The sequence below is a fragment of the Thiofilum sp. genome (genome assembly GCF_016711335.1).
Lineage (GTDB): Bacteria > Pseudomonadota > Gammaproteobacteria > Thiotrichales > Thiotrichaceae > Thiofilum.
The window spans coordinates 1632681-1656701 of the sequence record NZ_JADJTF010000001.1 but is presented as its reverse complement, the minus strand read 5'-3'; the positions used below and the strand labels follow the sequence as shown (position 1 = coordinate 1656701).

Genomic DNA, 24021 nt, shown 5'->3' with positions numbered 1-24021 from the left:
AAAGAAAAGGTTCCAACGCTACCTGAGCGCACTCATCCGGGGAGTATATGTCTTGTCTTTTGAGGATTTAGGTTTAAATAAAGAATTTGTAACTAGCGTACAAGCCGCTGGTTATGAACATCCTACCGAGTTACAACAACAACTGATTCCTTGTATCAATAAGGGCAGTAGTGTACTGGTATGGACACAATCGGCTTCTGGGAAAACAGGATCATTTTTGATACCTGCGATTAGTTACGTCTTATCCAATCCCTTAGAAGACCATCGAGGAGCGCGTGTGTTAATCCTCACTTCACGGCGTGATCGAGTTAACCAAATTACCTACACTATTAAACGTCTGTTGGGTGAACAACAAATCCGCACAGGCTTTATTGTAAGCGGTCGTCCGTATCAGCCCCAAATGCGCCTATTACGTCGTCCCTTGGATTTAATGATTGCAACTCCTGGGCGGTTGAATGACTTAGTGGACAATAATAAAGCGAGTTTTAATAACTTAGAGATGCTGATTATTGATGACCTCACTGCAATTTACAAAAAAGGCTTACATAATTTAATTGATAAAATCCTAGCTCAACGTACCACTCCCTATCCGATTATTGCCTTTGTGCGCCATGATGAGCAGGTCACGCCTTATGCTAGACAGATTCTAACAGGCGCTGAAGAAATCACGATTCAGGACGAAAAAACTCAATTACTGCAACTCAAGCAACACGTTTATTTCGCTGATGACTATACCCATAAAATTGCCCTGATGGATCATTTATTAGATCAACGTCAGGTAGTTCCTACTATTATTTATACCGTTAATGCTAAAACTGCTAAATCACTCGCTGATAGTCTAGCTAACCATGGTCATACAGCGGACGCGGTGCATTTATTAGCTGAAGAAGAACGTAATACAGAAGCCTGTCCTATTCTGATTGTGGCTGATCAAGAAGGCATTCAGGCTGAAATTAATGGTGGGGAACGGGTCATTCATTTTGATGTACCCGAAAAAGTCGAGCATTATGTCAGTCGTCTACAAGAGTTTTTAGATGAACCTAGCATCGTGCCTATTGTTATGTTAGTCGGTCGTCAAGAGCGTGAACCACTTAAAAAGATTGAAGAATACTTAGGTGAAGCCTTTGAGCAGCGTACTATTGCAGGTCTAGAACCCTCTAACCGAGCTATCAATCGCAATAAACCTGAACGCGACTCGCGTAATGCACACAGCTCTCAGCAGCCGCATGCAAAACGTCCAGTACGCACTAATAATGGTAGTGACACCCGCGACCGTGATACCCGTCCTCCGCGTGCTAACCACAGCCAGGGGCAAGGTCAAGGACAAAATAACTATCAAAACGAACGTCGTACTAATCCAGCTATGAACGACCGTAAAAGCACCTATGGACGTACTAATGGCAATGGTGGTGCGCCTAGTACCAATAACCCTGTGCGTAAGCGTTCCGACCACGGTATGCGCATGCCCTCAACCTTAACTCATGACGCCCCTTATGCTATCGGTGACTGGGAAAATCAGACTGATTACATGCCCACTAAAACGGTTAACCCAGATAAAAAGGTGGTCATTCGTTATAAAGAAAAACGTCGTACTTTACTGAAATAAATGTGCCCTCATACTCTTTATGCTTGCTTATGCTAACCCAACAACCCCAACATGAATTACGTGCACAGCTAGTCAAACTACGCTGTGAACATCGTGAGCTTGATGAGCAAATTGCTGCTTTAATGCTTGAAGGTGTTTATGACCAGCTTTTAGTCTCGCGCTTGAAAAAACGCAAGCTACACATCAAAGATATGATTCAAAAAATCAATAGCGCTCTCATACCCGATATGAATGCTTAACCTACCTCACAGAGAGCACCATTAAGGGCTGAGCAGTTGCTCAGAATAACTAATTATTTTGAGCAACTAAACGCTTTACAATTGGCTGGTTGGCTTCAGGAAACACTAGACTGCTTAAGTCAGCCCAAGCAAACCATTGTATTGTTTGACCCTCTAAACCCTGTGGAACTCCACTAAAAGCCTTTACCCACCAAAACTCTAAATGCACCTGCTTTTCTGGATAAGTATGATGTATCTCTTGAAAAAGATGCATCTCGTGTGGCTGGGTATCAATCCCTAATTCCTCAGCTAACTCACGCGCCAGAGCATGAGTGGCTAATTCATTAGGCTCTACCTTTCCACCCGGAAACTCCCACTTACCGCCTTGATGCTTATGACTAGGACGTTTAGCCAAGAGCACTTGGCGACTATCAGGACTCACAATAATAGCCGCCACAACATGGATGATGGGTAAATTAGCTGCGGTATTCTGCATTGATTTTCACGTAATCAAAGGAGAAATCACAAGTCCACACATTGGCGACTGCATCACCTCGACCTAAGCTAATACGAATTTTAATCTCGTCTTTTTTAGTTTCGGCTTGACCTTGAGCCTCAGTATAATCCGGTGAAGGTTGCCCCCCTTTCACCAGCAGCGTATCGCCTAAATAGATACTAATACGGCTCACATCTAAGCTATCAATCGGACTACGCCCTACTGCGGCTAAAATGCGTCCCCAATTAGGGTCACTAGCAAAGAGTGCGGTCTTGACTAAAGGAGATAGAGCCACCGTATTAGCAACCGTGTGCGCTTCTTCCCGACTACGTGCTTGTTCTACTTGAACATCGATAAATTTAGTAGCGCCCTCACCATCGCGAACAATCGCTTGAGCGAGGAATAGGCAAACCTCTTTTAGTGCCGCGTGGAAAGTTGCTAATTCATTTTCGCCTACCGCTACCCCTGATGCCCCTGTTGCAATCAACACTAAAGCATCATTAGTCGAAGTATCGCCGTCTATAGTGATACAGTTAAAGGTATCGTCTACCACGCTGCTCAGCGTTTGTTGTAAAAAGCTAGCCTCTACTTGAGCATCCGTCGCAATATAGCTCAACATCGTAGCCATATTGGGATGAATCATGCCCGCGCCCTTAGCTATCCCCGTGATAGTAATGGTTTGCCCGCCTATACTGACCTGTTTACTAATCCCTTTGGGCAGAGTATCCGTGGTCATAATTGCGCGTGCAGCTTTCATCCAATTATCTTCAGTGAGCGAGGCAACTAGCTCCGGCAACGCTGAAGTGACTTTTGCCACCGGTAATTGCACACCGATCACACCCGTGGAGAAAGGCAATACTTGATTAGTATTCACCCCCGCTACTTGTGCTAAAGCTTCACAAGTAGTGGTGGCTGCGGCTAAGCCCTCACTACCCGTACCTGCATTCGCATTACCTGCATTAATCATTAAATAGCGAATTGGGGCTTGTGCCAGATGTGCTCTTGCTACCGTAACCGGTGCGGCACAAAAAGCATTACGCGTAAATACGGCAGCTACGCTACTACCTTCAGCAGCCTCAATGAGCACCATATCATCACGATTTTTATAACGAATGCCCGCATTGATCGTAGCTAAACGAATACCTTTAATAGGTAATAAAAACTCTGGAACTGATAAATGAACAGCCATACTATGCCCCTTTTAAGCCAATTGACCGTGACATTGTTTATATTTTTTGCCTGAACCACAAGGACAGGGATCATTGCGCCCTACTTTAGTTTTGTCAGGGCGATAAGGCTTTTCCGGTGTCATGGCATCAACTACCTCATCGTCCTCTTCCACTTGGAGCGCACTGGCTACACGCGGATGGGAATAATGACGATATTGTGGCTCAGGTGTTGGTTCTGGCTCAGGCGCTGTGGTATTGACCTGAATGCGGGCTAAGAACGAAATCACCTCATGTTTAATCCGCTCCAACATTTCTTGGAACATTTCAAACGCTTCACGCTTGTATTCTTGTTTAGGATTCTTTTGCGCATAGCCTCGTAAGCCTACACTTTGGCGCAAGTAATCCATAGCGGCTAAGTGATCTTTCCAATGCGAATCTAAAATATGCAGCATCACTTCACGCTCCAAGCGGCGCATACTTTCAGAACCAATGAGCGTTTCTTTAGCCTTTATAGTCTGCTCAACCTCAGTTTGAATGCGTTCACGCAAGGTTTCTTCATAAAGATTTTTATCCGTATCTAGCCACTGCTGAACGGGTAAAGCTAAAGCAAACTCTTCATTTAGCTGCTTTTCTAAACCAGGAATATCCCATTGCTCTGGAACACTACCGGCTGGAATATGTTTACTGATAGTACTATCCACCACATCAACTCGAATAGAGTTAATCATGTCCTGAATATCTTGTACTTCTAATAGGTCTGAACGTTGTTCGTAAATGACCTTGCGCTGATCATTAGCAACATCATCGTATTCGAGTAAGTGCTTACGAATATCATAGTTATGCGCTTCCACTTTCGCCTGAGCACTTTCAATCGAGCGTGAGACTAGCCCTGCTTCAATCGCTTGCCCTTTTTCCATACCGAGTTTTTGCATCAAACCCTTTACTCGGTCAGAGGCAAAAATACGCATCAGATTATCTTCAAGTGACAGGTAAAAACGTGATGAACCTGGATCACCTTGACGCCCCGACCGTCCACGTAGCTGGTTATCGATACGACGTGACTCATGGCGCTCAGTACCCACAATATGCAAACCACCTGAGGCAATCACCGCATCATGGCGCTTTTTCCACATCGCTCTAATTTTTTCTACCGCTTCAGGGGTGCGATTATCACCCAACATATTTAGCTCTTCTTCAACACTGCCCCCTAGCATAATGTCTGTACCACGACCTGCCATATTGGTCGCAATCGTAACAGCGCCGGGACGCCCCGCATTGGCGATAATATGTGCCTCACGCTCGTGTTGCTTAGCATTAAGTACTTCGTGAGGAATACGCAGCGCTTTTAGTTTATCTGAGACTAATTCCGAGTTTTCAATAGACGCCGTACCTACTAGCACAGGGCGACCTTTTTCTACACACTGCTGAATATCTTTAATAATCGCGTCGTACTTTTCACCGATAGTCATATAGATCAAATCATTAGAATCGATCCGAATCATAGGCTTATTAGTAGGAATAACGACGACTTCAAGCTTATAAATTTGTTGTAACTCAAAGGCTTCGGTATCGGCCGTACCGGTCATACCAGAGAGTTTTTTATAGAGGCGGAAATAGTTTTGGAAGGTAATCGAGGCTAAGGTTTGATTTTCAGCCTGAATATCCACCCCTTCCTTCGCCTCAATCGCTTGATGTAACCCCTCTGACCAACGGCGACCGGGCATAGTGCGTCCAGTAAACTCATCCACAATGACGATCTTGTTGTCACGAACGATGTAATCGACATTGCGTTGGAACAAAGAGTGGGCGCGGAGTGCGGCATTGAGATGATGTAGGATAGTGATACTGGCAGCATCATATAAACCTGCACCGTCGACTAATACACCAGCCTCTTGCAATAACTGCTCGGCATATTCTTGTCCATCTTCGGTGAGATAAACTTGGCGGGCTTTTTCGTCCACATAATAATCGCCCTCACCTTCATCTTTTTCACCGCCGGCTTTACGCTTGAGTTTGGGGACAATAGCATCTAAGGCACGATATAAGTCTGACGCATCTTGGCTTGGACCAGAAATAATTAACGGAGTCCGTGCCTCATCAATCAGAATCGAGTCAACCTCGTCGACAATGGCATAGTTGAGTTCACGTTGCACCCGCTCCTCTTTACTAAACGCCATATTGTCGCGTAAATAATCGAAACCAAATTCATTATTCGTTCCATAGGTAATATCGGCACTGTAAGAATTACGGCGCTGATTGGAATCGAGTTCACTGATAATCACGCCCGTGGTTAAACCTAAGAAACCGTACAGTTTAGACATCATCGTAGCGTCACGTTGGGCTAGATAGTCATTCACTGTAATAACATGCACCCCTTTGCTAGAGAGCGCATTGAGGTAGGCTGTTAAGGTAGCGACTAAAGTTTTACCCTCGCCCGTGCGCATCTCAGCAATTTTGCCATCATGCAGCACCATACCGCCGATTAATTGCACATCATAATGGCGCATGCCTAACACCCGTTTACTGGCCTCACGCACGGTAGCAAAGGCTTCTGGTAGTAAGGCATCTAAGGTTTCACCCTTAGCGTAGCGGGCGCGAAATTCTGTGGTTTTTGCCTTTAATTGCTCATCCGTCAGAGCAACAAACTTATCCTCTAAGCCATTGATGATTTTGACAACTTTTGAGTATCCCTTAATCAGTCGGTCATTCCGACTTCCGAACAATTTTTTGGCAACAGAACCGAGCATTTGCTTTATTATCTCCTATTCATCCACCTAACTGGGTGGAAACAGCGCCATATCACTTAAAGGTCAAGATTATATTGCTTGAGTAAGCTGAACGTCTAAGACTTTATATATGGGTCTGCCCTTGGCAAATACAAGCCTTAGCATCTAATAATGGCTAAACGGTTAGCATCTGTATGTAATATGGCTGATTATCAACCTGTAAAGAGGCTATATCACTACACCTCCTCTTTTGCGGCTGAATTCTAACGTAAAAGCATAGACGTAGTGTGAATTAATTGGCAATGTATAAATCATGAATTTCAAGTCACTCAACTCATACTCACTAACTGTTATTTATCTGATCGTTGTCAAGCCCTGCAAAAGTTAATCCTTGCTCCTAACAGGTGGTGAAAAACTAGCTTTTCCCCTCAAAACCTAGTGCTGTAGCGGATGCCCAATAGCAGCGAATGCTTTCATCGACTACCTTACAAATAATTAATAAAAGCTATCGAAAATACTACGTTGACGAGTGAAGCGAAGGTGAGTAGTGTTAAAGGCAGATAGTCAGTGAGGGGTCGCCAATCAACTCGCTACTATCTTATACTATCCTTCTTGAAAAGAAGGTAAACGCGGGTCAAATTTCATAAGTTGCTGTATTAATAGCAAATACTACTCATTGTAGTCCCTAATCACTTAAAGAAAACATTAGTTTTAGGCTAACACGCGCCCTGTGTAGGTGGATTGCTTTTCAGCAAAATGATACTTGTGCTTACTTAGCATGCTTGAATTTTATTTGGTCAGTTATGAAAAAAGCTTATATCTCAATGTATCCACAACTACAGGAAAGACTGGTAGAAATTGACCAAATCACGGCATCTTTGCAACCTTTATTGCCTATTTCTGAACCTCATCGTATCTGGCCTATTATTCAAAGAAATACTTTACTGTTAATGACCGATGATGTGGTATTGGCTACACAAGCGCGCTTTTTACGCAAGAAAATCTGCAAAACATTAAACCTTACTTTACACCTCAACTTAAGCCAAGTAGAGATCAAGCTTTTAAGTTTACCGCTGTATCTACCTACTCGACCACCAAAGCGTGCAAAAGCATCACTCCAGACTCTTACTATTATGAAAAGTATTGCTTCCGATATACCGGATAAAGACTTAGGTATGGCGTTAGGGCGTTTAGCTGAAGCGATTACTGAGCCTACTTTGCTTCAGGCTTAGCATGATGCTTAAAATTTAATGACCTCAGAGTGGCGCTAAAGTGTAGTTATCCGCAAAGATTGCTTTTTCTTTCTGAGTATGACCTAAAGTCACAATGTCCCAAGCTTCGCGTTGCTTAAGTAATTCGCGCACGAGCAAATTATTAATCGCATGCCCTGATTTAAAACCATGATAAGCTCCAATAATGCCGTGCCCTAACGTATATAGATCACCAATTGCGTCTAAGATTTTGTGGCGCACAAACTCATCGCTATAGCGCAAGCCTTCTCGATTCAAAACTCGATAGTCATCTAACACAATGGCATTTTCCAAGCTTCCGCCTAGTCCCAAATTTAAGGAGCGCAATTTTTCAATATCACGCATAAAGCCAAAAGTACGCGCCCGAGAAATCTCACTCGCATAGGCTTGCCGTGCAAAATCCACTTCTAAAAACTGTGCCGTTGCATCGACTGCTGGATGTTTAAAGTCGATCTCAAACTTAATCTTAAAACCATCATAGGGTTTTAAAGTAGCCCAAGCGCCTTTGCCATTATCATAAGTAATTGGTTTTTTAATTTTAATAAACCGTTTCGGTGCTGACTGTTCTTGGATTCCAGCGGATAAGATGAGATATAAAAAAGGCGAAGCACTCCCATCCATAATAGGAATTTCAAGCGCATCTAAATCGACATAGAGATTATCAATACCTAAGGCGGCTAGCGCAGATAGTAAATGCTCAATGGTAGACACCTTGACTGTACCGTTCACCAAGGCGGTACATAGCATGGTCTCCCCCACTCGCTCTGGATGCAATTCAATGAGAGCCTCCATACCAAGATCAATACGACGAAATACTATACCCGTATCGCTCGGCGCTGGACGCAAGATAATAGAAACTTTTTTACCGGAATGCAGGCCAATGCCAACCGTAGAAACGGCTTGTTTTAAAGTGCGTTGTTTCAGCATAAATGCCCAATGTCCTTAGATGTTTGTGCTAATGTGTGTAGTTACTAAGCATGCAGTAGTTGGGACAAATTGTAACGTGCATAATTAACGGGGTGCTGAATAGGGTGCTAAACGCTTATACACGTCGGGTTTATTCTTGCCTTAAAGTGGCTGTATTGACAGCCACTCACACGGGCATGTGTTGTTATCTTAATCAGCTTGATTACGCAAAAAAGCTGGAATATCTAAGATACGCTCTGGATCATAAGAACGATTACTACTGCGATCTTTGACTGGCAAATTATCAGCACTGGTATCAATCACTACCGGACGCAAAGTACGAATTTTGTCTTGACGACTAGGTGCTGGTGCTACTACTGCGGGTCTTTGTGCTGCTTGGGGTTGGGCATTTTGCCGTTGAGTTAAGCTCACACTAGAGGGGCTGTCCTCTAGACCCGTCGCAACCAAAGTTACACGAATTTCATCGCGCATTTCTGGATCGATAACAGTACCTACTACCACTGTAGCCTCATCTGAAGCAAACTGGCGAATCACCTCGCCTACCTCTTCAAACTCATGGATACCCATATCCATGCCTGCGGTAATATTAACTAGAATACCTTTCGCGCCATCTAAGCGAATATCTTCTAATAGCGGGCTAGAAATAGCTGCTGCCGCCGCTTTGGCGGCACGATCTTCACCTTGAGCACGCCCCATACCCATCATGGAAACACCCATGCCGGACATAACGGTACGCACATCAGCAAAGTCGACGTTAATCAAGCCGGGGCGAGTAATCAGCTCAGCAATGCCCTGTACTGCATTGAGCAATACATTATTAGCTGCTTTAAAAGCTTCTAATAAAGAAACATTTTTGCCCAAAGAAGTCAGTAATTTCTGATTGGGAATGGTGATCAGCGAGTCGACATGCTTAGCTAATTCGGCAATACCAAATTCGGCTGCCTTCATACGCTTAGTGCCTTCAAAGGGGAAAGGCTTGGTCACTACTGCAACCGTTAAAATCCCCATATCGCGGGCAATCTCTGCTACTACGGGTGCAGCACCTGTACCTGTGCCACCTCCCATGCCTGCGGTAATAAACAGCATATCACTACCGCTGATCATATCCTTAATACGATCACGATCATCTAGAGCAGCCTCACGCCCTACCTCAGGGTTAGCGCCTGCGCCTAAACCTTTGGTCAGTGCACTACCTAACTGAATAACTGATTTAACTCCAGTGCCGTGGAGTGCTTGAGCATCAGTATTGGCACAGATGAAATCTACACCCTCAATACCTGACTCCAGCATGTTTTTAACTGCATTACCACCGCCGCCACCCACACCAATTACTTTAATGGTGGCGCCTTTTTCAAAAGCGTCCATCAACTCGAACATGCCCGTTCTCCTACTGTCAGAAATTTCCGTTAAACCAACTTTTAATACGTTCCCATACCCCATCAGAGGCTACAGAAGTATCATAAGTACGTCGTTCTCCGTAAGACTGTTGTGCAATACCATATAACAATAAACCTACGCCAGTAGAATGAATGGGGTTTTCTACCTCACCTCGTAAACCACCTATATCACGTGGCATACCAATTCTAACGGGCATATGAAATACTTCTTCGGCTAAGGTGACTGCTCCACGCATTTTAGACGTACCACCTGTCAATACAATACCAGCCCCAATGCGTTCTTCATAACCGCTACGACGTAATTCTTGAAGTACTAATGAAAACAGCTCTTCATAGCGCGGTTCAATGACCGAAGCTAGGGTTTGCTTGGATAAACTACGTGGTTCTCTCTCGCCTACTCCGGGGACTTCAATGAGTTCATCATCATCAACGAGTTGACGTAAAGCGCAGCCATATTGGATTTTAATAGACTCTGCGTGTTGAGTAGGGGTTCGTACTGCAACCGCAATATCATTAGTCACTTGATCACCCGCGATGGGAATAACAGCAGTATGATGAATAGAGCCATTTAAAAACACAGCTATATCACTCGTACCACCACCAATATCAACTAAGCAAACACCTAGTTCTTTTTCATCCTCTTCTAAGACCGCATAGCTTGAAGCCACTTGCTCTAAAATAATATCTTCTACCTGTAAACCACAACGCTCGACACATTTAATAATATTTTGTGCAGCACTATGGGCAGCGGTGACTAAATGAACGCGTGCTTCAAGACGTACTCCAGCCATACCGACAGGCTCACGAATCCCTTCTTGCTGATCAATAATGTACTCTTGCGGCAATACATGCAAAATACGCTGATCGGCTGGAATCGCTACCGCTCGCGCAGCATCCATGACACGATCTACATCATTATCGGTCACTTCTTTATCTTTAATGGCCACAATACCATGCGAATTTAAGCTACGTACATGGCTGCCAGCAATACCTACATATACCGAGTCAATTTGCACACCTGCCATCAACTCAGCTTCTTCAATAGCACGCTGAATTGATTGAATAGTAGATTCAATATTGACCACCACCCCTTTCTTCATACCGCGTGAGGGGCAAGAGCCAATACCAATAATTTCTAAACGGCCATTATCATTTACTTCACCCACTAATGCTACTACCTTAGAAGTTCCAATATCTAAGGCAACAATGCGATTATGGTCATTTTTCTTTGACATAAATTAACTCCCGATCTTTTTAGAGATGTCTGGCTCTAAAAAGCTGGTTGGGATTTGCTTCCATTCTACGGCAAAACCATTCGTGTAACGTAAATCGATACGACGAATCTGGGAAAATTTGTCTTTTAATGCTTGAACGTAGCCTACTTTAAGGCGGCTCAAACGTTTTTCATAGTCTTTTCGTCCAATAACCACTTCTGGGCCATTTTTAAAACGAATTACCCAACTTCCCGCAGCATCTTCCGTCAACTCACTAATCTCCAATGAGAGATTACTTAATAAACGAGTTAACTCGACATAACGTTCACCTAATTCACGCCCTTTTTCACTAGGACTGTATAAATAAGGAAATATACCTTGTTTTTCTGGCAAGCTTCCGGTGAAAATTTCACCATATTGATTTAAAAGCTGGCTTTTTCCCCAAAAAGCCACGGGTACTTGCTCTTCTAATAAAACTTCTAAACGCTGGGGCCAAATTTTACGTAAACTCGCGGCTCTAATCCAAGACTGTTGCTCTAAAAACTGCTCTAAGCCAGCCTCATCTAAGAGAAATAGATTAGTATCTGTATAAGGTTTTATCTGCGTCCCTAACTCCTCAGGGTTAATATAATGAAATTGTCCCTGAATATCGACCTGTTTAATAGTTAAATTACTGGGATTTAATAGCCAATAATAAATAAAAAGTCCCAAGCCTATCATTACCATGATACTAGCTAAAGTCGTTAGGAACTTGATACCTTTCTGGCTAAGTGCTGCTGCTTTCCAAATTGTTAATAATTTCCCAAACGCTCTCGATTTATTAGTTTTCGTGGTTAAAGCACGACCGCGCTGAGCAGATCGTGTAAGCTCAGCGGAACGTTTGAAGCTTTTTTGACGTGGGTTTGTAGTTGTTGTTATAGACGCCTTCTTCCTTGAAACAGGCGTTCGAGTCATACCAAAGTGGTCTCCAATACTTTAACTACTAATTGTGAAAAGCTCATACCCGCTTGTCTAGCTGCCATCGGAACCAAACTATGGTCAGTCATGCCGGGGTTAGTATTGACCTCAATTAACCAAGGGCGCTGTGCATTATCTAACATCATATCCACACGCCCCCAACCACTACCACCGACGGTTTGAAATGCTGTCAGGGCTAATTGTTGGAGTTGTGCTTCAAGCTCAGGTGCTAAACCACAAGGACAATGATATTGGGTTTCATTGGAAATGTATTTAGCATCATAAGTGTAAAATTCTCCGGGGACTTCCACACGAATTAGCGGCAAAGGCTCATTCGCTAAAATACCCGCCGTAAACTCCTGTCCAGTAATCCATTGCTCGGCAATCACTACTGGGCAAAATTCAGCTGCCTTTTTATAAGCATCGGCTAATTGATTAGCCTCCTTCACCTTAGTCATACCAATGCTGGAACCCTCTTTAACGGGCTTTACCATTAAAGGTAGACCCAGTTCAGCTACGACCGCGCCAAAATCACTCGTTGCCGTTAATACTCGATAATTAGGTGTCGGTAATCCAGTCCCTAACCACAGGCGTTTAGTAATTAATTTATCCATACTAATCGCTGAGGCCATTACGCCACAACCTGTATAAGGGATACCTAATAACTCTAAAGCCCCTTGAATCACACCGTCTTCGCCGCCGCGACCATGCATAATATTAAATACACGGTCATACTGACCTGTTTTTAAGACATCGATAATATCGCGTCCGGCATCAATGCCATGCGCATCAACGCCTGCTGCTAATAGCCCTTGCAATACTTGAGCACCACTTTTGAGTGACACTGGACGCTCCGCAGACCAGCCCCCATACAATACAGCTACTTTACCAAAGCGTTTTTTATTATCATTCATCGCCCTTTACCCCTAAACTATTCGGCAAACTATGCGCAAGTGCTCCCACACTTCCCGCACCTTGAGTCAGGATGACATCACCATCCTTTAAAATGTCTTTTAAGACCGTTGGAACCTCATCCGGTCCATTCACAAAAATGGGATCTACTTTACCGCGTGTCCGAATCGCGCGTGCTAAGGTACGCCCATCCGCACCGGCAATCGGCTCCTCGCTCGCTGCATAGACATCCATCAATACTAATACATCAGGCTCGGATAATACTTGGGCAAAATCTTCAAATAAATCACGAGTACGCGTATAGCGATGCGGCTGAAATACTAATACCAAACGTCTATCGGGCCAGACATTACGCGCTGCGGCTAAAGTGACTGCCATTTCACGCGGATGATGACCGTAATCATCCACTAAAGTCACTTTGCCTGCTGCTGTCTCAATATCGCCCGCGATTTGGAAGCGCCGCCCCACGCCTTGAAACTGTGCTAAGGCTTGCAAAATAGCCTGCTCATTAATATCTAACTCCATAGCAATCGCTATTGCTGCCATAGCGTTTAGTACATTGTGGCGACCGGGGATATTGAGTATGACCTCTAACTGACGACCAGAACGGCGACAATGCAAAGTAAAAAAGCTTTGTGTACCTTGATAACGCACATTCGTGGCTTGAATATCCGCTTCATCCGTAAACCCATAAGTAATAATCGGGCGGTTCACCTGTGGCAGAATTTCTCGCACATGCTCATCATCCACGCACAACACCGCTAGGCCATAAAACGGTAAATGATGCAAAAATTCAATGAAGGTTTCCTTGAGCTTGCCAAAATCGCCGCCATACGTTGATAAATGATCCGCATCAATATTGGTTACTACGGCAATCATGGGTTGTAAGTGTAGAAACGATGCATCACTTTCATCCGCCTCGGCGACTAAATATTCACCCGTGCCTAATCTTGAATTGCTCGCTGAGCTATTAAGCTTGCCACCAATCACATAAGTGGGATCTAAGCCACCCTCAATTAATAAACTGGTCGTTAAACTGGTCGTCGTGGTTTTGCCATGAGTACCGGCTATAGCAATTCCGTGGCGAAAACGCATTAACTCGGCTAGCATTTCGGCACGGCGAATAATCGGAATACGTTGCTCGCGTGCGGCTATAATTTCAGGATTCTGCTCATTAATCGCGGTAGAGACGACAATAACATCAGCCCCTTCAATTTGTTGCGCCGCATGACCTTTAAATACTGTCACCCCTAACTGACGCAAGCGCTCGGTCATGGCACTTTCTGCGGCATCCGAGCCGGACACTTTATAGCCTAAATTCGCAACCACTTCTGCAATACCGCCCATACCCGCGCCACCGATACCTATAAAGTGTAGTTGCTTAATACGCTTGCGGGTAAAATTTTGGCTGCCTAATTGCATGGTTGGTTTGCTCCTTCAAAATTAAATGGATAGTTAGCATACTGAGCACAAATAGCAGCGACTTGAGCCGTGGCTTGCGGTTTAGCTAAAGCACGCGCACGCGCTGCCATTGCGATAAGCGCCTCACGTTGCGAGGCAAAATATATTAATTTTTCAGCTAATGACTCAGCATTTAGCGTAGCTTGAGGCATTAATAAAGCAGCATCTACCTCACTTAAGTAGCGAGCATTGCCAGTTTGATGATCATCAACCGCATGTGGATAAGGCACTAAAATAGCCGCCACACCCGCTGAAGCAAGCTCTGCTATGGTCAAAGCACCCGCCCGACAAATCACTAAATCCGCCCAAGCATAAGCCTCTGCCATATTTTCAATAAAAGCAAATACCTTAGCCTCTACTTGAGCTTGAGTATAAGCGGTTTCTGCCTCAGCACTATGTTTAGCCCCTGCTTGATGTCTGACTTCGGGTCTTAACTCCATTGGCATACGAGCCAGCGCCTGTGGGACGATTTGATTAAGAGCCTGCGCTCCTAAACTACCGCCAATCACTAATAATTTCAGTGGTTCATCACGTCTTGCCCCTAAACGCTCTTGTGGGCTAGGTAATGCACCAATATCGCGCCGTACCGGATTGCCCACTACGTCTAATTTAGCACTAGGTTTAAAAGCTGAGGGAAAACCTGCTAATACCCGCTTACTCAATCGAGCTAATAATTTATTGGTTAAACCCGCAACCGAATTTTGCTCATGGATAATGACTGGAATACCCATTAAAGCGGCGACAAAGCCTCCGGGTCCGGCCACAAATCCGCCCATACCCAATACTGCTGCGGGTTTATAGCGCCGCATAATTTGCAAAGCTTGCCAACAGGCTTTAGTGAGCTTAAACGGGGCTAATAAAATGGGCTTAATACCCTTGCCCCGTAAACCAGACACATTTAATAGCGCCATTTCAATACCTGTCGGCGGTATAATTTTGGACTCTAACCCTTGAGGTGTTCCCATCCACACCACGGGAATCCCTTGCGCCTGCAAATCACGCGCTACCGCTAATCCGGGGTATACATGTCCACCCGTACCACCAGCGGTAATTAAAATAGGCCGTTTGGTCATCATCCTGCCTTTTCAGTTGTTTTATTTAATTGTCTTACAGTACGTGAACGCGCGGACGGTTTAAGGGTAGGTTTACGTTCTGCCACTCCAAATAAAGCAGCCTGAGTTTCACGATGTACCCGCATTAATAGAGCTAAAGCAATTAAGGTAATTAAAATACTACTTCCACCATAGCTCATTAAGGGCAGAGTTAAACCTTTGGGGGGTAGCACCGCCAAATTTACTCCAATATGGAGAATTACTTGAAACCCCATCCAAAAACCTACGCCATAAGCGACATAAGCCCCATAATGTTGCCCACTTTTATCCGCTTGAAAGCCAATATTAAAAGCGCGAAACACTAACCACGCATACAGGGCTAGTACCACTACCATCCCAATAAAACCGAATTCTTCTGCGAGTACTGCAAAAATAAAATCATTATGGGCTTCAGGTAGATAAAAAAGCTTTTGTACACCGCCCCCTAGACCTGCGCCAAACCAGCCACCATCACCAATCGCCATTAGCGAGTGTACTGTTTGATAACCTTTGCCTTCCGCAAAAGCCCAAGGATTAATATAAGCCTCCATCCGCGCACCGCGATAACCCATAAAAGCAGTGGGAACCATAAACACTAAAGCCCCACCAAATAAGACTGCTAAGCGTTTTAGGGGTAAACCACCAAGAAACAACAGTACTAAGCCCATGCTAATAATAATCACCGCTGAGCCAAAATCTGGCTCTAATAAGAGCAGTGCGCCCACTACTCCTAATACTGCTAAAGGAATCACTAAAGGCTGATAAGAGGGAGATGTTGCTAAATTTTTACCGTGCCGTACTAAATAGCCTGATAAATACAGCAGCATAATGACTTTGATTAACTCTGATACTTGGAGCGAAAAAGGACCAATCTCTAGCCAGCGGCTACTACCATTGACCGTTTTGCCTATCCCCGGAATCAATACCAATACTAATAGGATCAATGCAATAGGTAAAAGCTTTACGCCTAAATCCTGCCAAAACCCTAAGCGAATCTGATACACCAGCAAGGCTGCTACTAACCCCACCCCAATAAACAATACTTGGCGATTGAGATAATAAAACGCATTCTGATACTGCCGCTCAGCCACCCACAACGAGGCAGAACCCAGCATAATCACCCCAATAGCCAGCAAAGCCATGACCGCCACTAACAATTCTCGGTCAATATAACGCGACCAATTGAGTGACTCCCAATACACTAACCAGCTATTGAGCCAAGTTTTCATGACGGCAACTCCAATACCGCTTGCACAAACATCTCGCCCCGATGCCCATAGTTTTTGAACATATCAAAGCTAGCACAAGCAGGTGATAACAATACATTGTCGCCTGTTTGCGCTAATTGTGCTGCCTTTTGCACCGCATCTGGCATACTTTCAGCAAACACATAAGGACATTGACCTTCTGCAACCGCAGCGATTTTTAAGCGATCTTCCCCTATCAATACTAACGCGCGTGCCTTACGAGCTAAGACTTCACCTAAAGGACTAAAATCAGCGCCCTTTCCCTGCCCACCTGCAATCAACACCGTTTTATTAGGCATACCCGCTAAAGCCGCTAACGTTGCCCCTACATTAGTACCCTTAGAATCATCATAATAAGTGACGCCCCTTAACTCACGTACCCATTGAGTACGATGCGGTAGACCAGTAAAACTTTTCAGGGTTTGCAGCATAGGCTCAAACGGTAAACCAATAGCCTCTCCTAATGCTAAAGCTGCTAAAGCATTTGCAGCATTATGCAGGCCGGGTAACTTCATCTGCTTAATAGGTAGCAGGAGCTGTTCACCCTTAGCCAAATAGCTCTCACCTTCAAACACTTGAATGCCATAGTCATGCGTACTATTGGGTTGATCTAAACCAAAACTTATTTTTACCCCATCCGTAGGCATAGCCATGACTAAAGGATCATCGCGATTGACCACTGCAACGTCACAGCCTTGATACACTACTTGCTTAGCCGCTGCATAATCCGCATAGGAATCATAGCGATCCATATGATCTTCACTGATATTGAGTACCGTAGCGGCTTTGGCGCGTAATGAACGCGTGGTCTCTAACTGAAAGCTACTCAGCTCCATCACGTACACATCAGGTACAGGTTGGTTTAGAAAATCGAGCGCTGGTGTGCCTAAATTACCACCTGCATAAGTGCTCCAATGCGCGGCTTCTCCCATCAAGCCTACTAGAGTCGTGACAGAACTTTTACCATTCGATCCAGTGATAGCCACAATCGGTGCTTTGGCCTCACGTATAAATAGCTCAATATCACCCATGACTTCAGCCCCACGCTCGGCACAGGCTTTAATAATGGGAGTACTAATCGCAATCCCCGGACTCACTATCAAACAATCTGCCTCTGCGAAAAACTCTGCATTAAATTCGCCAAATTGTGTTGGTATGCTGACACCAAGCTGATTTAAAGCGTCTTGACCGGGGGGATTAGTGCGTGAATCGGCTACTTTAAAGCTTAATCCTTTAGCTGCTAAATACTGCGCTACTGATAAACCCGTTTGACCTAATCCGACTACTAAAATAGAGCGATAATCTGTAATGGCTTTCATTTAACGCACCTTTAAAGTCGCCAAACCAATCATGACTAAAACCACCGTAATGATCCAAAAGCGCACAATCACTTTAGGCTCAGGCCAACCTTTTTTCTCATAGTGATGATGTAAAGGCGCCATACGGAAAATACGTTTACCTTTAGTGGCTTTAAAATAACTCACCTGCATAATGACGGATAAGGCTTCTAGCACAAATACCCCACCCATTATTGCTAATACAAACTCTTGACGAGTTAATACAGCCACTATGCCTAAAGCGGCTCCTAAAGCTAAAGCACCAACATCGCCCATAAAGACTTGTGCGGGATAAGAGTTAAACCATAAAAACCCTAAGCCTGCGCCGAAAATCGCACTACAAAAAATCAGTAACTCACCCACACCCGGAACACGCGGAATACCCAAGTAATTAGCCATTACCGCGTTACCACTCACGTAACAAAATACCCCTAAGCCACCCGCGACTAAAATAGTAGGCATAATAGCCAAACCATCTAAACCATCGGTTAGATTAACCGCATTACTCGCACCCACAATCACTAAATAAACCCAAGGGATAAACAGTAGACCCATTTGCCAATGAGCACCTTTAATAACGGGTAAAAATAAAGTGGTTTCTGTAGAAGTGGCGGCAGTAAAATATAAATAAATCGCTACTGATAAACCAATCAAGCTTAAGCTAATATATTTCTGTTTTGCGGTTAGCCCTAGATTACGCCGATTTTTGATTTTAATATAATCATCCATCCAACCGACTAAACCAAAACCTAAGGTTACGAATAAGACTACCCAAATATAGCGATTACTTAAATCCGCCCATAATAAGGTAGACACCGCAATGGCTAGAATAATCATGACCCCACCCATGGTCGGCGTTCCAGCTTTACTATGCTGTTGGGTCACTTCCTCACGAATGTATTGCCCAATCTTCATACGGGTGAGCCAGCGAATCATCATAGGCCCAGTCCATAGCGCAATGCCTAAGGCAGTGACTACCCCTAAAATCGCCCTTAGGGTCAAATATTGGAAAACATTAAAACCACTATAAAATTGGCTTAAAAAATCAAATAGCCAGACTAACATTAATGCACCTCATCTAGTTGTGCTTGCATTAATGCAGCGACAACACGCTCCATTTTGGCTGAGCGCGAGCCTTTAATTAAAATAATGGTATTATTATCTAAATGCTGTTGCTCTAAAGCAGCCATTAAATCTTCTAATTGAGTAAAACCCGTTTCTGGTGTACCAAAGGCACTACAAGCCGCTTGGCTTTTTACCCCCAAACCATAAAACGTATCTATTTTTAAATCTTTGGCTAGTAGAGCAATTTTTTCATGCATCTGCACCGCATCTAAGCCTAGCTCTGCCATATCGCCTAATATGAAGATTTTACGACCGGGTAAATCAGCCAGTACTTTTAAAGCTGCTTCCATTGAAGAGGGATTAGCATTATAAGTATCATCAATTAACCAAGTCCCCTGTGGAGCTTTATAAGAGGCTAAACGCCCTTTAACTGGTTTTAATTGCTCCAACCCTTGCTTAATATGCTCTAATGAAATACCTATCGCTAAGGCTCCAGCGGTAGCTGCTAAGGCATTTAAAGCATTATGGCGACCTAATAAATTAAGGGTTATAGCAATATCACCTTGAGGGGTAATAATACTTAGCTGATTACCTACTAAAGAACCTTTAATATCTGCTGGATTGGCTAGACCAAAACTTAATACCTTAAAATCCGTAGTAATACTTTGCCAATAACTGTGATAGGTATCATCTGCATTTAAAATAGCAGTACCACCAAGCTTTAAACCTTGGAATATTTCACCTTTAGCTCTAGATACTCCTGCAATATCACCAAACCCCTCTAAATGTGCAGCACCTGCATTATTTAAAATAGCCACATCCGGTTTAGCTAAATAAGTTAAATACTCAATTTCACCAAAATGATTCGCGCCCATTTCAATCACAGCAAACTCATGTTCTGGACGTAAGCGCAATAAAGTTAAGGGTACACCAATATCATTATTAAGATTGCCTTCGGTAGCTAAGGTATTACCTGCTTGATTTAAAATGGCAGTGAGCATTTCTTTTAAAGTTGTTTTGCCATTACTACCCGTTAATGCAATTAAAGGCTTAGTAAAATCAGTACGCCAACTAGCCGCTAAACGACCTAAAGCTAGACGCACATCATCCACTATAACCTGTGGCAGATCACAATCTATTTCACACGCTACCAAAGCAGCACTAGCCTTACCCACGACTTGTGGCACAAAATCATGGGCATCAAAGCGCTCACCTTTGAGTGCTAAAAATAAATCACCCTGTTTAACTAAACGTGAATCGCGCTGCACTGCCTCAATAGCTACATCAGCCCCTACTAAACGCCCCCCACAGCGTTGAGCAATCTCTGCTAGCCTCATCCAACTCATACTGAGCGCTCCTTTAGCACTTGGGTGGCTTGTAAGCGATCATCAAAATCAATGACATGATCTTTAAAGGTTTGGGTGGTTTCATGACCTTTGCCTGCTATTAATACCGTATCGCCTGCCTTTGCCATAGCTAGCGCTTGGCGAATTGCTTGAGCACGATCATGTTCAAATAGAGCTGGCTGATTGGTGGCAAATCCGGCACGAATATCATCAAAAATCTGTGAGGGTGACTCGGTGCGTGGATTGTCATCGGTGACAATGACCTGATCGGCTAGTGTTGCAGCGGCATGTGCCATGAGCGGACGCTTACCACGATCACGATCCCCACCACAACCAAACACACAAATTAATTGTCCTTGCGTATGGGTACGAGCTGCTTTGAGTACTTGCCCTAAAGCCCCCGGTGTATGAGCATAATCCACTACTACTAATATGCCAGAACCTTGGTCTGCTACACGTTCCATGCGTCCGGGCACAACTTGCACCTGAGCAATCGCCTGTAATGCCTGATCCAAGCTAATACCCTTGACTAATAAGACGCCTAGAGCAGCCAGTAAATTATGTAGATTAAACTGCCCTAAAACGGGTGCATATAGCTCGCCCTCGCCATAAGGAGTAATAACCTGAGCACGAATACCTTGATGATTAAATACTGGATTAAAGGCTACGATAGTATTGTCTGGATACTCATCTGGCTCACCAATACCATAACCTAGTACCGATAAGCCCTGTGCTTCGGCTTGCTCTAATAAATCGTCGCCAAAGGAATCGTCCAAATTGACCACAATGTGCTTAAGGGTAGGCCATTGAAATAATTTACGTTTTGCCTCGGCATAAGCATGAACTGAGCCATGATAATCAAGATGATCACGGGTGAGATTAGTCAGTACTGCCACATCAAATTTCACCCCATTAACCCTACCTTGATCTAGGGCATGAGATGAAACCTCCATCGCAACCGCTTGAAAGCCTTGTGCTTTGAGCTGAGCTAAGCCTTTATGCACACTCGCTGCATCGGGTGTGGTATGAGTCGCTTTCAATAATTGACCGGGTAGACCACTGCCTAATGTGCCTAGTACCGCCGCTCTAGTACCCAACACTTGGAGTGCTTCAGCGATGAAATGAGTAGTGGAGGTTTTGCCATCCGTACCTGTCACCCCTACCATAAATAACTCATCGGAAGGAGCATCATAAAACGCTTTAGCGATTAGTCCCAAGCGCTCGCGCAACTGTGGAACCACGACCACGGGCACAGATAGCCTTGGAAAACTGCGTTGCTCAACGGGTTCAGCTAGAATCGCCACTGCCCCCGCTTGAATCGCTACTTCCGCAAATTCAATACCATGATGTTGTCCCCCTTGTAGAGCTACAAAAGCCATACCGGGCTGAATAAGACGCGTGTCAACGGCTAGACCCGTAATAGGAATATTGGGCGCATCGGCTACCCAAGCTGATAAAAGTGTACTGAGGGTATTAGTTATCATGTTCCACCCGCTGTTACCCCTTGTTGTGTCGTATGTTCTGCTTGTTTTAAATTGGGTAGGTTGTCAGGTGCTATATCCAATAGTCTCAGTGACTCCGCCATAATTTTGGCAAATACTGGAGCAGCAGCCCGCCCACCACTATCATTTGTTTTAGGTTCATCAATTTGCACAGCAACTACGAGACGGGGCTGGCTAGCCGGAGCAATACCAATGAAGCTAGTCATATATTTATCATTACGATACTTGCCATTGATATATTTGTAGGCTGTCCCCGTTTTGCCTGCAATACGGTAGCCTTCTACTACAGCCTTTTGTCCCGTGCCTCCCGCTTGCACTACAGCTTCCATCATGCGCAGCACTGCTTTGGCAGTATCTGGACTCATGACCTGCTGACCATTACTAGGACTGGCATCGAGTTTATAAATACTAACCGGATACAACACCCCTTGTGCTGCAAACGGCGTATACGCATGGGTTAATTGTAATAAGCTAGTCGATAAACCATAGCCATAACCATGTGATGCTCGATCTACCTGTCCCCAATTAACATAATTAGTGAGCTTACCTTCGGTTTCGCCTATTAATCCAGACTCAGTAATCCGTCCTAAACCGACACGATTTAAAAACATCCAGTGATCGCGTTGATTCATTAATAAGGCGAGTCGACTAGCCCCAACGTTACTCGACTTGGCTAAAATTTGTGCTATGGATAAAGTACCATAATTAGTGGGATCTTGAACTTTATACTTACCAAAATTTAAATGCCCCGGAGAGGTATCCACTTCAATATCGGGTCGAATAGCACCCGACTCTAGCGCAGCCGCTACCGTCAAAGGCTTTAAGGTAGACCCCGGCTCAAAACTATCCGTCACTGCCCGATTACGCGAAGACGCTAAATCAACCTCTTTACGGTTATTGGGATTAAAAGAAGGATAGTTAGCCATCGCTAACACTTCACCCGTATGAGCATCCATGACCACCACCGAGCCAGCCTGAGCTTTGAGTTGGGTGACTTGAGCTAATAAGGCACGATAGGCTAAATACTGAATACGCCGATCAATACTCAGTTGGATCATCTGCCCCGGAACCATATCCTCAATACGATCCACATCCTCCACTGAGCGTCTTTTTCCGTCTAAGACCACACGTTTGCGACCATTTTTACCCGCTAGTAGCTCGTTTTTAGCTTTTTCTATGCCCTCAATCCCTTTGCCATCCACATCCGTGATACCGACTAGCTGCCCTGCTGTTTCAGTCATTGGGTAAAAACGTCGATATTCTTGGGTACTGCCTACCCCTTCAATATTCAGATTCAAAAAGGCTTCGGCAACCTCTGGAGATAACAAGCGCCCTAAATAAAAAAACTTTTTATCCTTAGACTCATTCAAACGCTTTAATAACTCACCGGGTTTTAGTTCTAGTTCGCTTTCTATTTTGGCTAATGCTTGTTCTAGGCGCTGAAAGCGTAGACTGGCTAACTCTAAGGCTTTAGCTTTTTCTTCCTCCGCCGTACCTTTACGCGCATCCGCAGCTTGTAAGGCTTGCTCATATTCTTTGCGTAATTGAGCGCGGGCTTCGATGAGTTTACTAGGGTTACACCATAAGGATTCTACGGGCGAACTAATGGCTAAAGGATCACCATTACGATCTACAATCATGCCGCGTGAGGCGGGTATTTTGACAATACTGGTTTGACGCTTGTCGGCTTGCTCTTGGAGCCAATCACGCTGATAAATTTCCAACCAAATAGCGCGTAGCAGTAACACCCCAATCAGAGTTAGTAAAATCAACATTAAGAGAAAACGCCGCCCTTGAAAAATAGGCGAGGGAGTTTTACGACGCTTCATTCACGAATCACTCCAATCCCTTCTGTGGAAGGTTTTTGCATTTTCAAGCTTTCCCTAGCACGCTGCTCAATGCGTAAGTGATGGAGCTGTGTACTTTGCTCTAGCTTCAAACGGCTCCAATCTGAATTTAACCGATCACGCTCTTTTTCTAGCGTTTGCAATTCAACAAATAATTGGCGTGCTTGGTGACGATTAGCGACCAACAACACCGCCATACCAATCACTGCCACATAGAGAAAAATTAAGCTAAAAAACTGCCAGCGTTCCATAC

General features: G+C 44.3%; 20 protein-coding genes. 3 read left to right on the top strand and 17 right to left on the bottom strand.

Going from position 1 to position 24021, the window contains the following annotated elements:
- Positions 1–52: 52 nt before the first annotated feature.
- Together IPL34_RS07855 and IPL34_RS07850 are read left to right on the top strand one after the other, a co-directional pair.
- Positions 53–1606 carry a DEAD/DEAH box helicase gene (locus IPL34_RS07855; protein WP_296840280.1) on the top strand — a complete coding sequence of 518 codons (1554 nt, stop codon included), beginning with the start codon at positions 53–55 and terminating at the stop codon, positions 1604–1606.
- A 29-nt stretch (positions 1607–1635) separates the two neighbouring features.
- The gene (locus IPL34_RS07850; RefSeq protein ID WP_296840278.1) at positions 1636–1845 is read left to right on the top strand and encodes a DUF465 domain-containing protein; all 210 of its coding nucleotides are present in this window, start codon (positions 1636–1638) and stop codon (positions 1843–1845) included.
- A 49-nt stretch (positions 1846–1894) separates the two neighbouring features.
- On the opposite strand, the gene mutT is transcribed toward IPL34_RS07850, so the two are convergent.
- Genes mutT through secA form a run of 3 tightly spaced genes read right to left on the bottom strand, consistent with a single transcriptional unit; the run spans position 1895 to position 6236 of the window.
- Positions 1895–2320, bottom strand: a complete 426-nt coding sequence (mutT, locus tag IPL34_RS07845) for an 8-oxo-dGTP diphosphatase MutT (protein ID WP_296840276.1) — start codon at positions 2318–2320, stop codon at positions 1895–1897.
- On the bottom strand, positions 2301–3509 hold the full coding sequence (gene argJ, locus IPL34_RS07840) for a bifunctional glutamate N-acetyltransferase/amino-acid acetyltransferase ArgJ (RefSeq protein ID WP_296840273.1): 1209 nt from the start codon (positions 3507–3509) through the stop codon (positions 2301–2303). Before argJ ends, mutT begins: the two co-directional genes overlap by 20 nt.
- A 12-nt stretch (positions 3510–3521) precedes the next feature.
- On the bottom strand, positions 3522–6236 hold the full coding sequence (gene secA / locus IPL34_RS07835; protein WP_296840271.1) for a preprotein translocase subunit SecA: 2715 nt from the start codon (positions 6234–6236) through the stop codon (positions 3522–3524).
- Between the two features lie 803 nt (positions 6237–7039).
- Here secA and IPL34_RS07830 point away from each other — a divergent pair.
- On the top strand, positions 7040–7447 hold the full coding sequence (locus tag IPL34_RS07830; protein WP_296840268.1) for a hypothetical protein: 408 nt from the start codon (positions 7040–7042) through the stop codon (positions 7445–7447).
- A gap of 24 nt (positions 7448–7471) precedes the next feature.
- On the opposite strand, the gene lpxC is transcribed toward IPL34_RS07830, so the two are convergent.
- From lpxC to ftsL, 14 genes are all read right to left on the bottom strand, one after another.
- The gene (lpxC, locus tag IPL34_RS07825) at positions 7472–8392 is read right to left on the bottom strand and encodes a UDP-3-O-acyl-N-acetylglucosamine deacetylase (protein WP_296840264.1); all 921 of its coding nucleotides are present in this window, start codon (positions 8390–8392) and stop codon (positions 7472–7474) included.
- Between the two features lie 189 nt (positions 8393–8581).
- Entirely contained in the window at positions 8582–9769 is a 1188-nt protein-coding gene (ftsZ, locus tag IPL34_RS07820) for a cell division protein FtsZ (protein ID WP_296840261.1), read from the bottom strand.
- Between the two features lie 16 nt (positions 9770–9785).
- Positions 9786–11024 (bottom strand): cell division protein FtsA, encoded by a 1239-nt coding sequence (gene ftsA / locus IPL34_RS07815; RefSeq protein ID WP_296840258.1) that lies wholly within the window; start codon positions 11022–11024, stop codon positions 9786–9788.
- A 3-nt stretch (positions 11025–11027) separates the two neighbouring features.
- Positions 11028–11723: a cell division protein FtsQ/DivIB gene (locus tag IPL34_RS07810; RefSeq protein ID WP_296840255.1), complete on the bottom strand. Its 696-nt coding sequence runs from the start codon at positions 11721–11723 to the stop codon at positions 11028–11030.
- 230 nt (positions 11724–11953) lie between these two features.
- The gene (locus IPL34_RS07805) at positions 11954–12874 is read right to left on the bottom strand and encodes a D-alanine--D-alanine ligase (protein ID WP_296840252.1); all 921 of its coding nucleotides are present in this window, start codon (positions 12872–12874) and stop codon (positions 11954–11956) included.
- The gene (gene murC / locus IPL34_RS07800) at positions 12867–14294 is read right to left on the bottom strand and encodes a UDP-N-acetylmuramate--L-alanine ligase (RefSeq protein WP_296840249.1); all 1428 of its coding nucleotides are present in this window, start codon (positions 14292–14294) and stop codon (positions 12867–12869) included. Before murC ends, IPL34_RS07805 begins: the two co-directional genes overlap by 8 nt.
- On the bottom strand, positions 14285–15409 hold the full coding sequence (gene murG, locus IPL34_RS07795; protein ID WP_296840242.1) for an undecaprenyldiphospho-muramoylpentapeptide beta-N-acetylglucosaminyltransferase: 1125 nt from the start codon (positions 15407–15409) through the stop codon (positions 14285–14287). The genes murC and murG overlap by 10 nt, the downstream gene beginning before the upstream one ends.
- Positions 15406–16653: a putative lipid II flippase FtsW gene (ftsW, locus tag IPL34_RS07790; protein ID WP_296840239.1), complete on the bottom strand. Its 1248-nt coding sequence runs from the start codon at positions 16651–16653 to the stop codon at positions 15406–15408. The genes murG and ftsW overlap by 4 nt, the downstream gene beginning before the upstream one ends.
- Entirely contained in the window at positions 16650–17990 is a 1341-nt protein-coding gene (murD, locus tag IPL34_RS07785) for a UDP-N-acetylmuramoyl-L-alanine--D-glutamate ligase (RefSeq protein ID WP_296840236.1), read from the bottom strand. Before murD ends, ftsW begins: the two co-directional genes overlap by 4 nt.
- Positions 17991–19073, bottom strand: coding sequence for a phospho-N-acetylmuramoyl-pentapeptide-transferase (gene mraY / locus IPL34_RS07780; protein WP_296840233.1), 1083 nt, complete (start codon positions 19071–19073; stop codon positions 17991–17993).
- Positions 19073–20419: a UDP-N-acetylmuramoyl-tripeptide--D-alanyl-D-alanine ligase gene (murF, locus tag IPL34_RS07775; protein WP_296840231.1), complete on the bottom strand. Its 1347-nt coding sequence runs from the start codon at positions 20417–20419 to the stop codon at positions 19073–19075. The genes mraY and murF overlap by 1 nt, the downstream gene beginning before the upstream one ends.
- Positions 20416–21903 (bottom strand): UDP-N-acetylmuramoyl-L-alanyl-D-glutamate--2,6-diaminopimelate ligase, encoded by a 1488-nt coding sequence (locus IPL34_RS07770; RefSeq protein WP_296840229.1) that lies wholly within the window; start codon positions 21901–21903, stop codon positions 20416–20418. The genes murF and IPL34_RS07770 overlap by 4 nt, the downstream gene beginning before the upstream one ends.
- Complete coding sequence (locus IPL34_RS07765; protein ID WP_296840226.1) at positions 21900–23750, bottom strand: penicillin-binding protein 2; 1851 nt, start codon at positions 23748–23750, stop codon at positions 21900–21902. Before IPL34_RS07765 ends, IPL34_RS07770 begins: the two co-directional genes overlap by 4 nt.
- Positions 23747–24019: a cell division protein FtsL gene (gene ftsL / locus IPL34_RS07760; RefSeq protein WP_296840223.1), complete on the bottom strand. Its 273-nt coding sequence runs from the start codon at positions 24017–24019 to the stop codon at positions 23747–23749. Before ftsL ends, IPL34_RS07765 begins: the two co-directional genes overlap by 4 nt.
- Positions 24020–24021 lie beyond the last annotated feature (2 nt).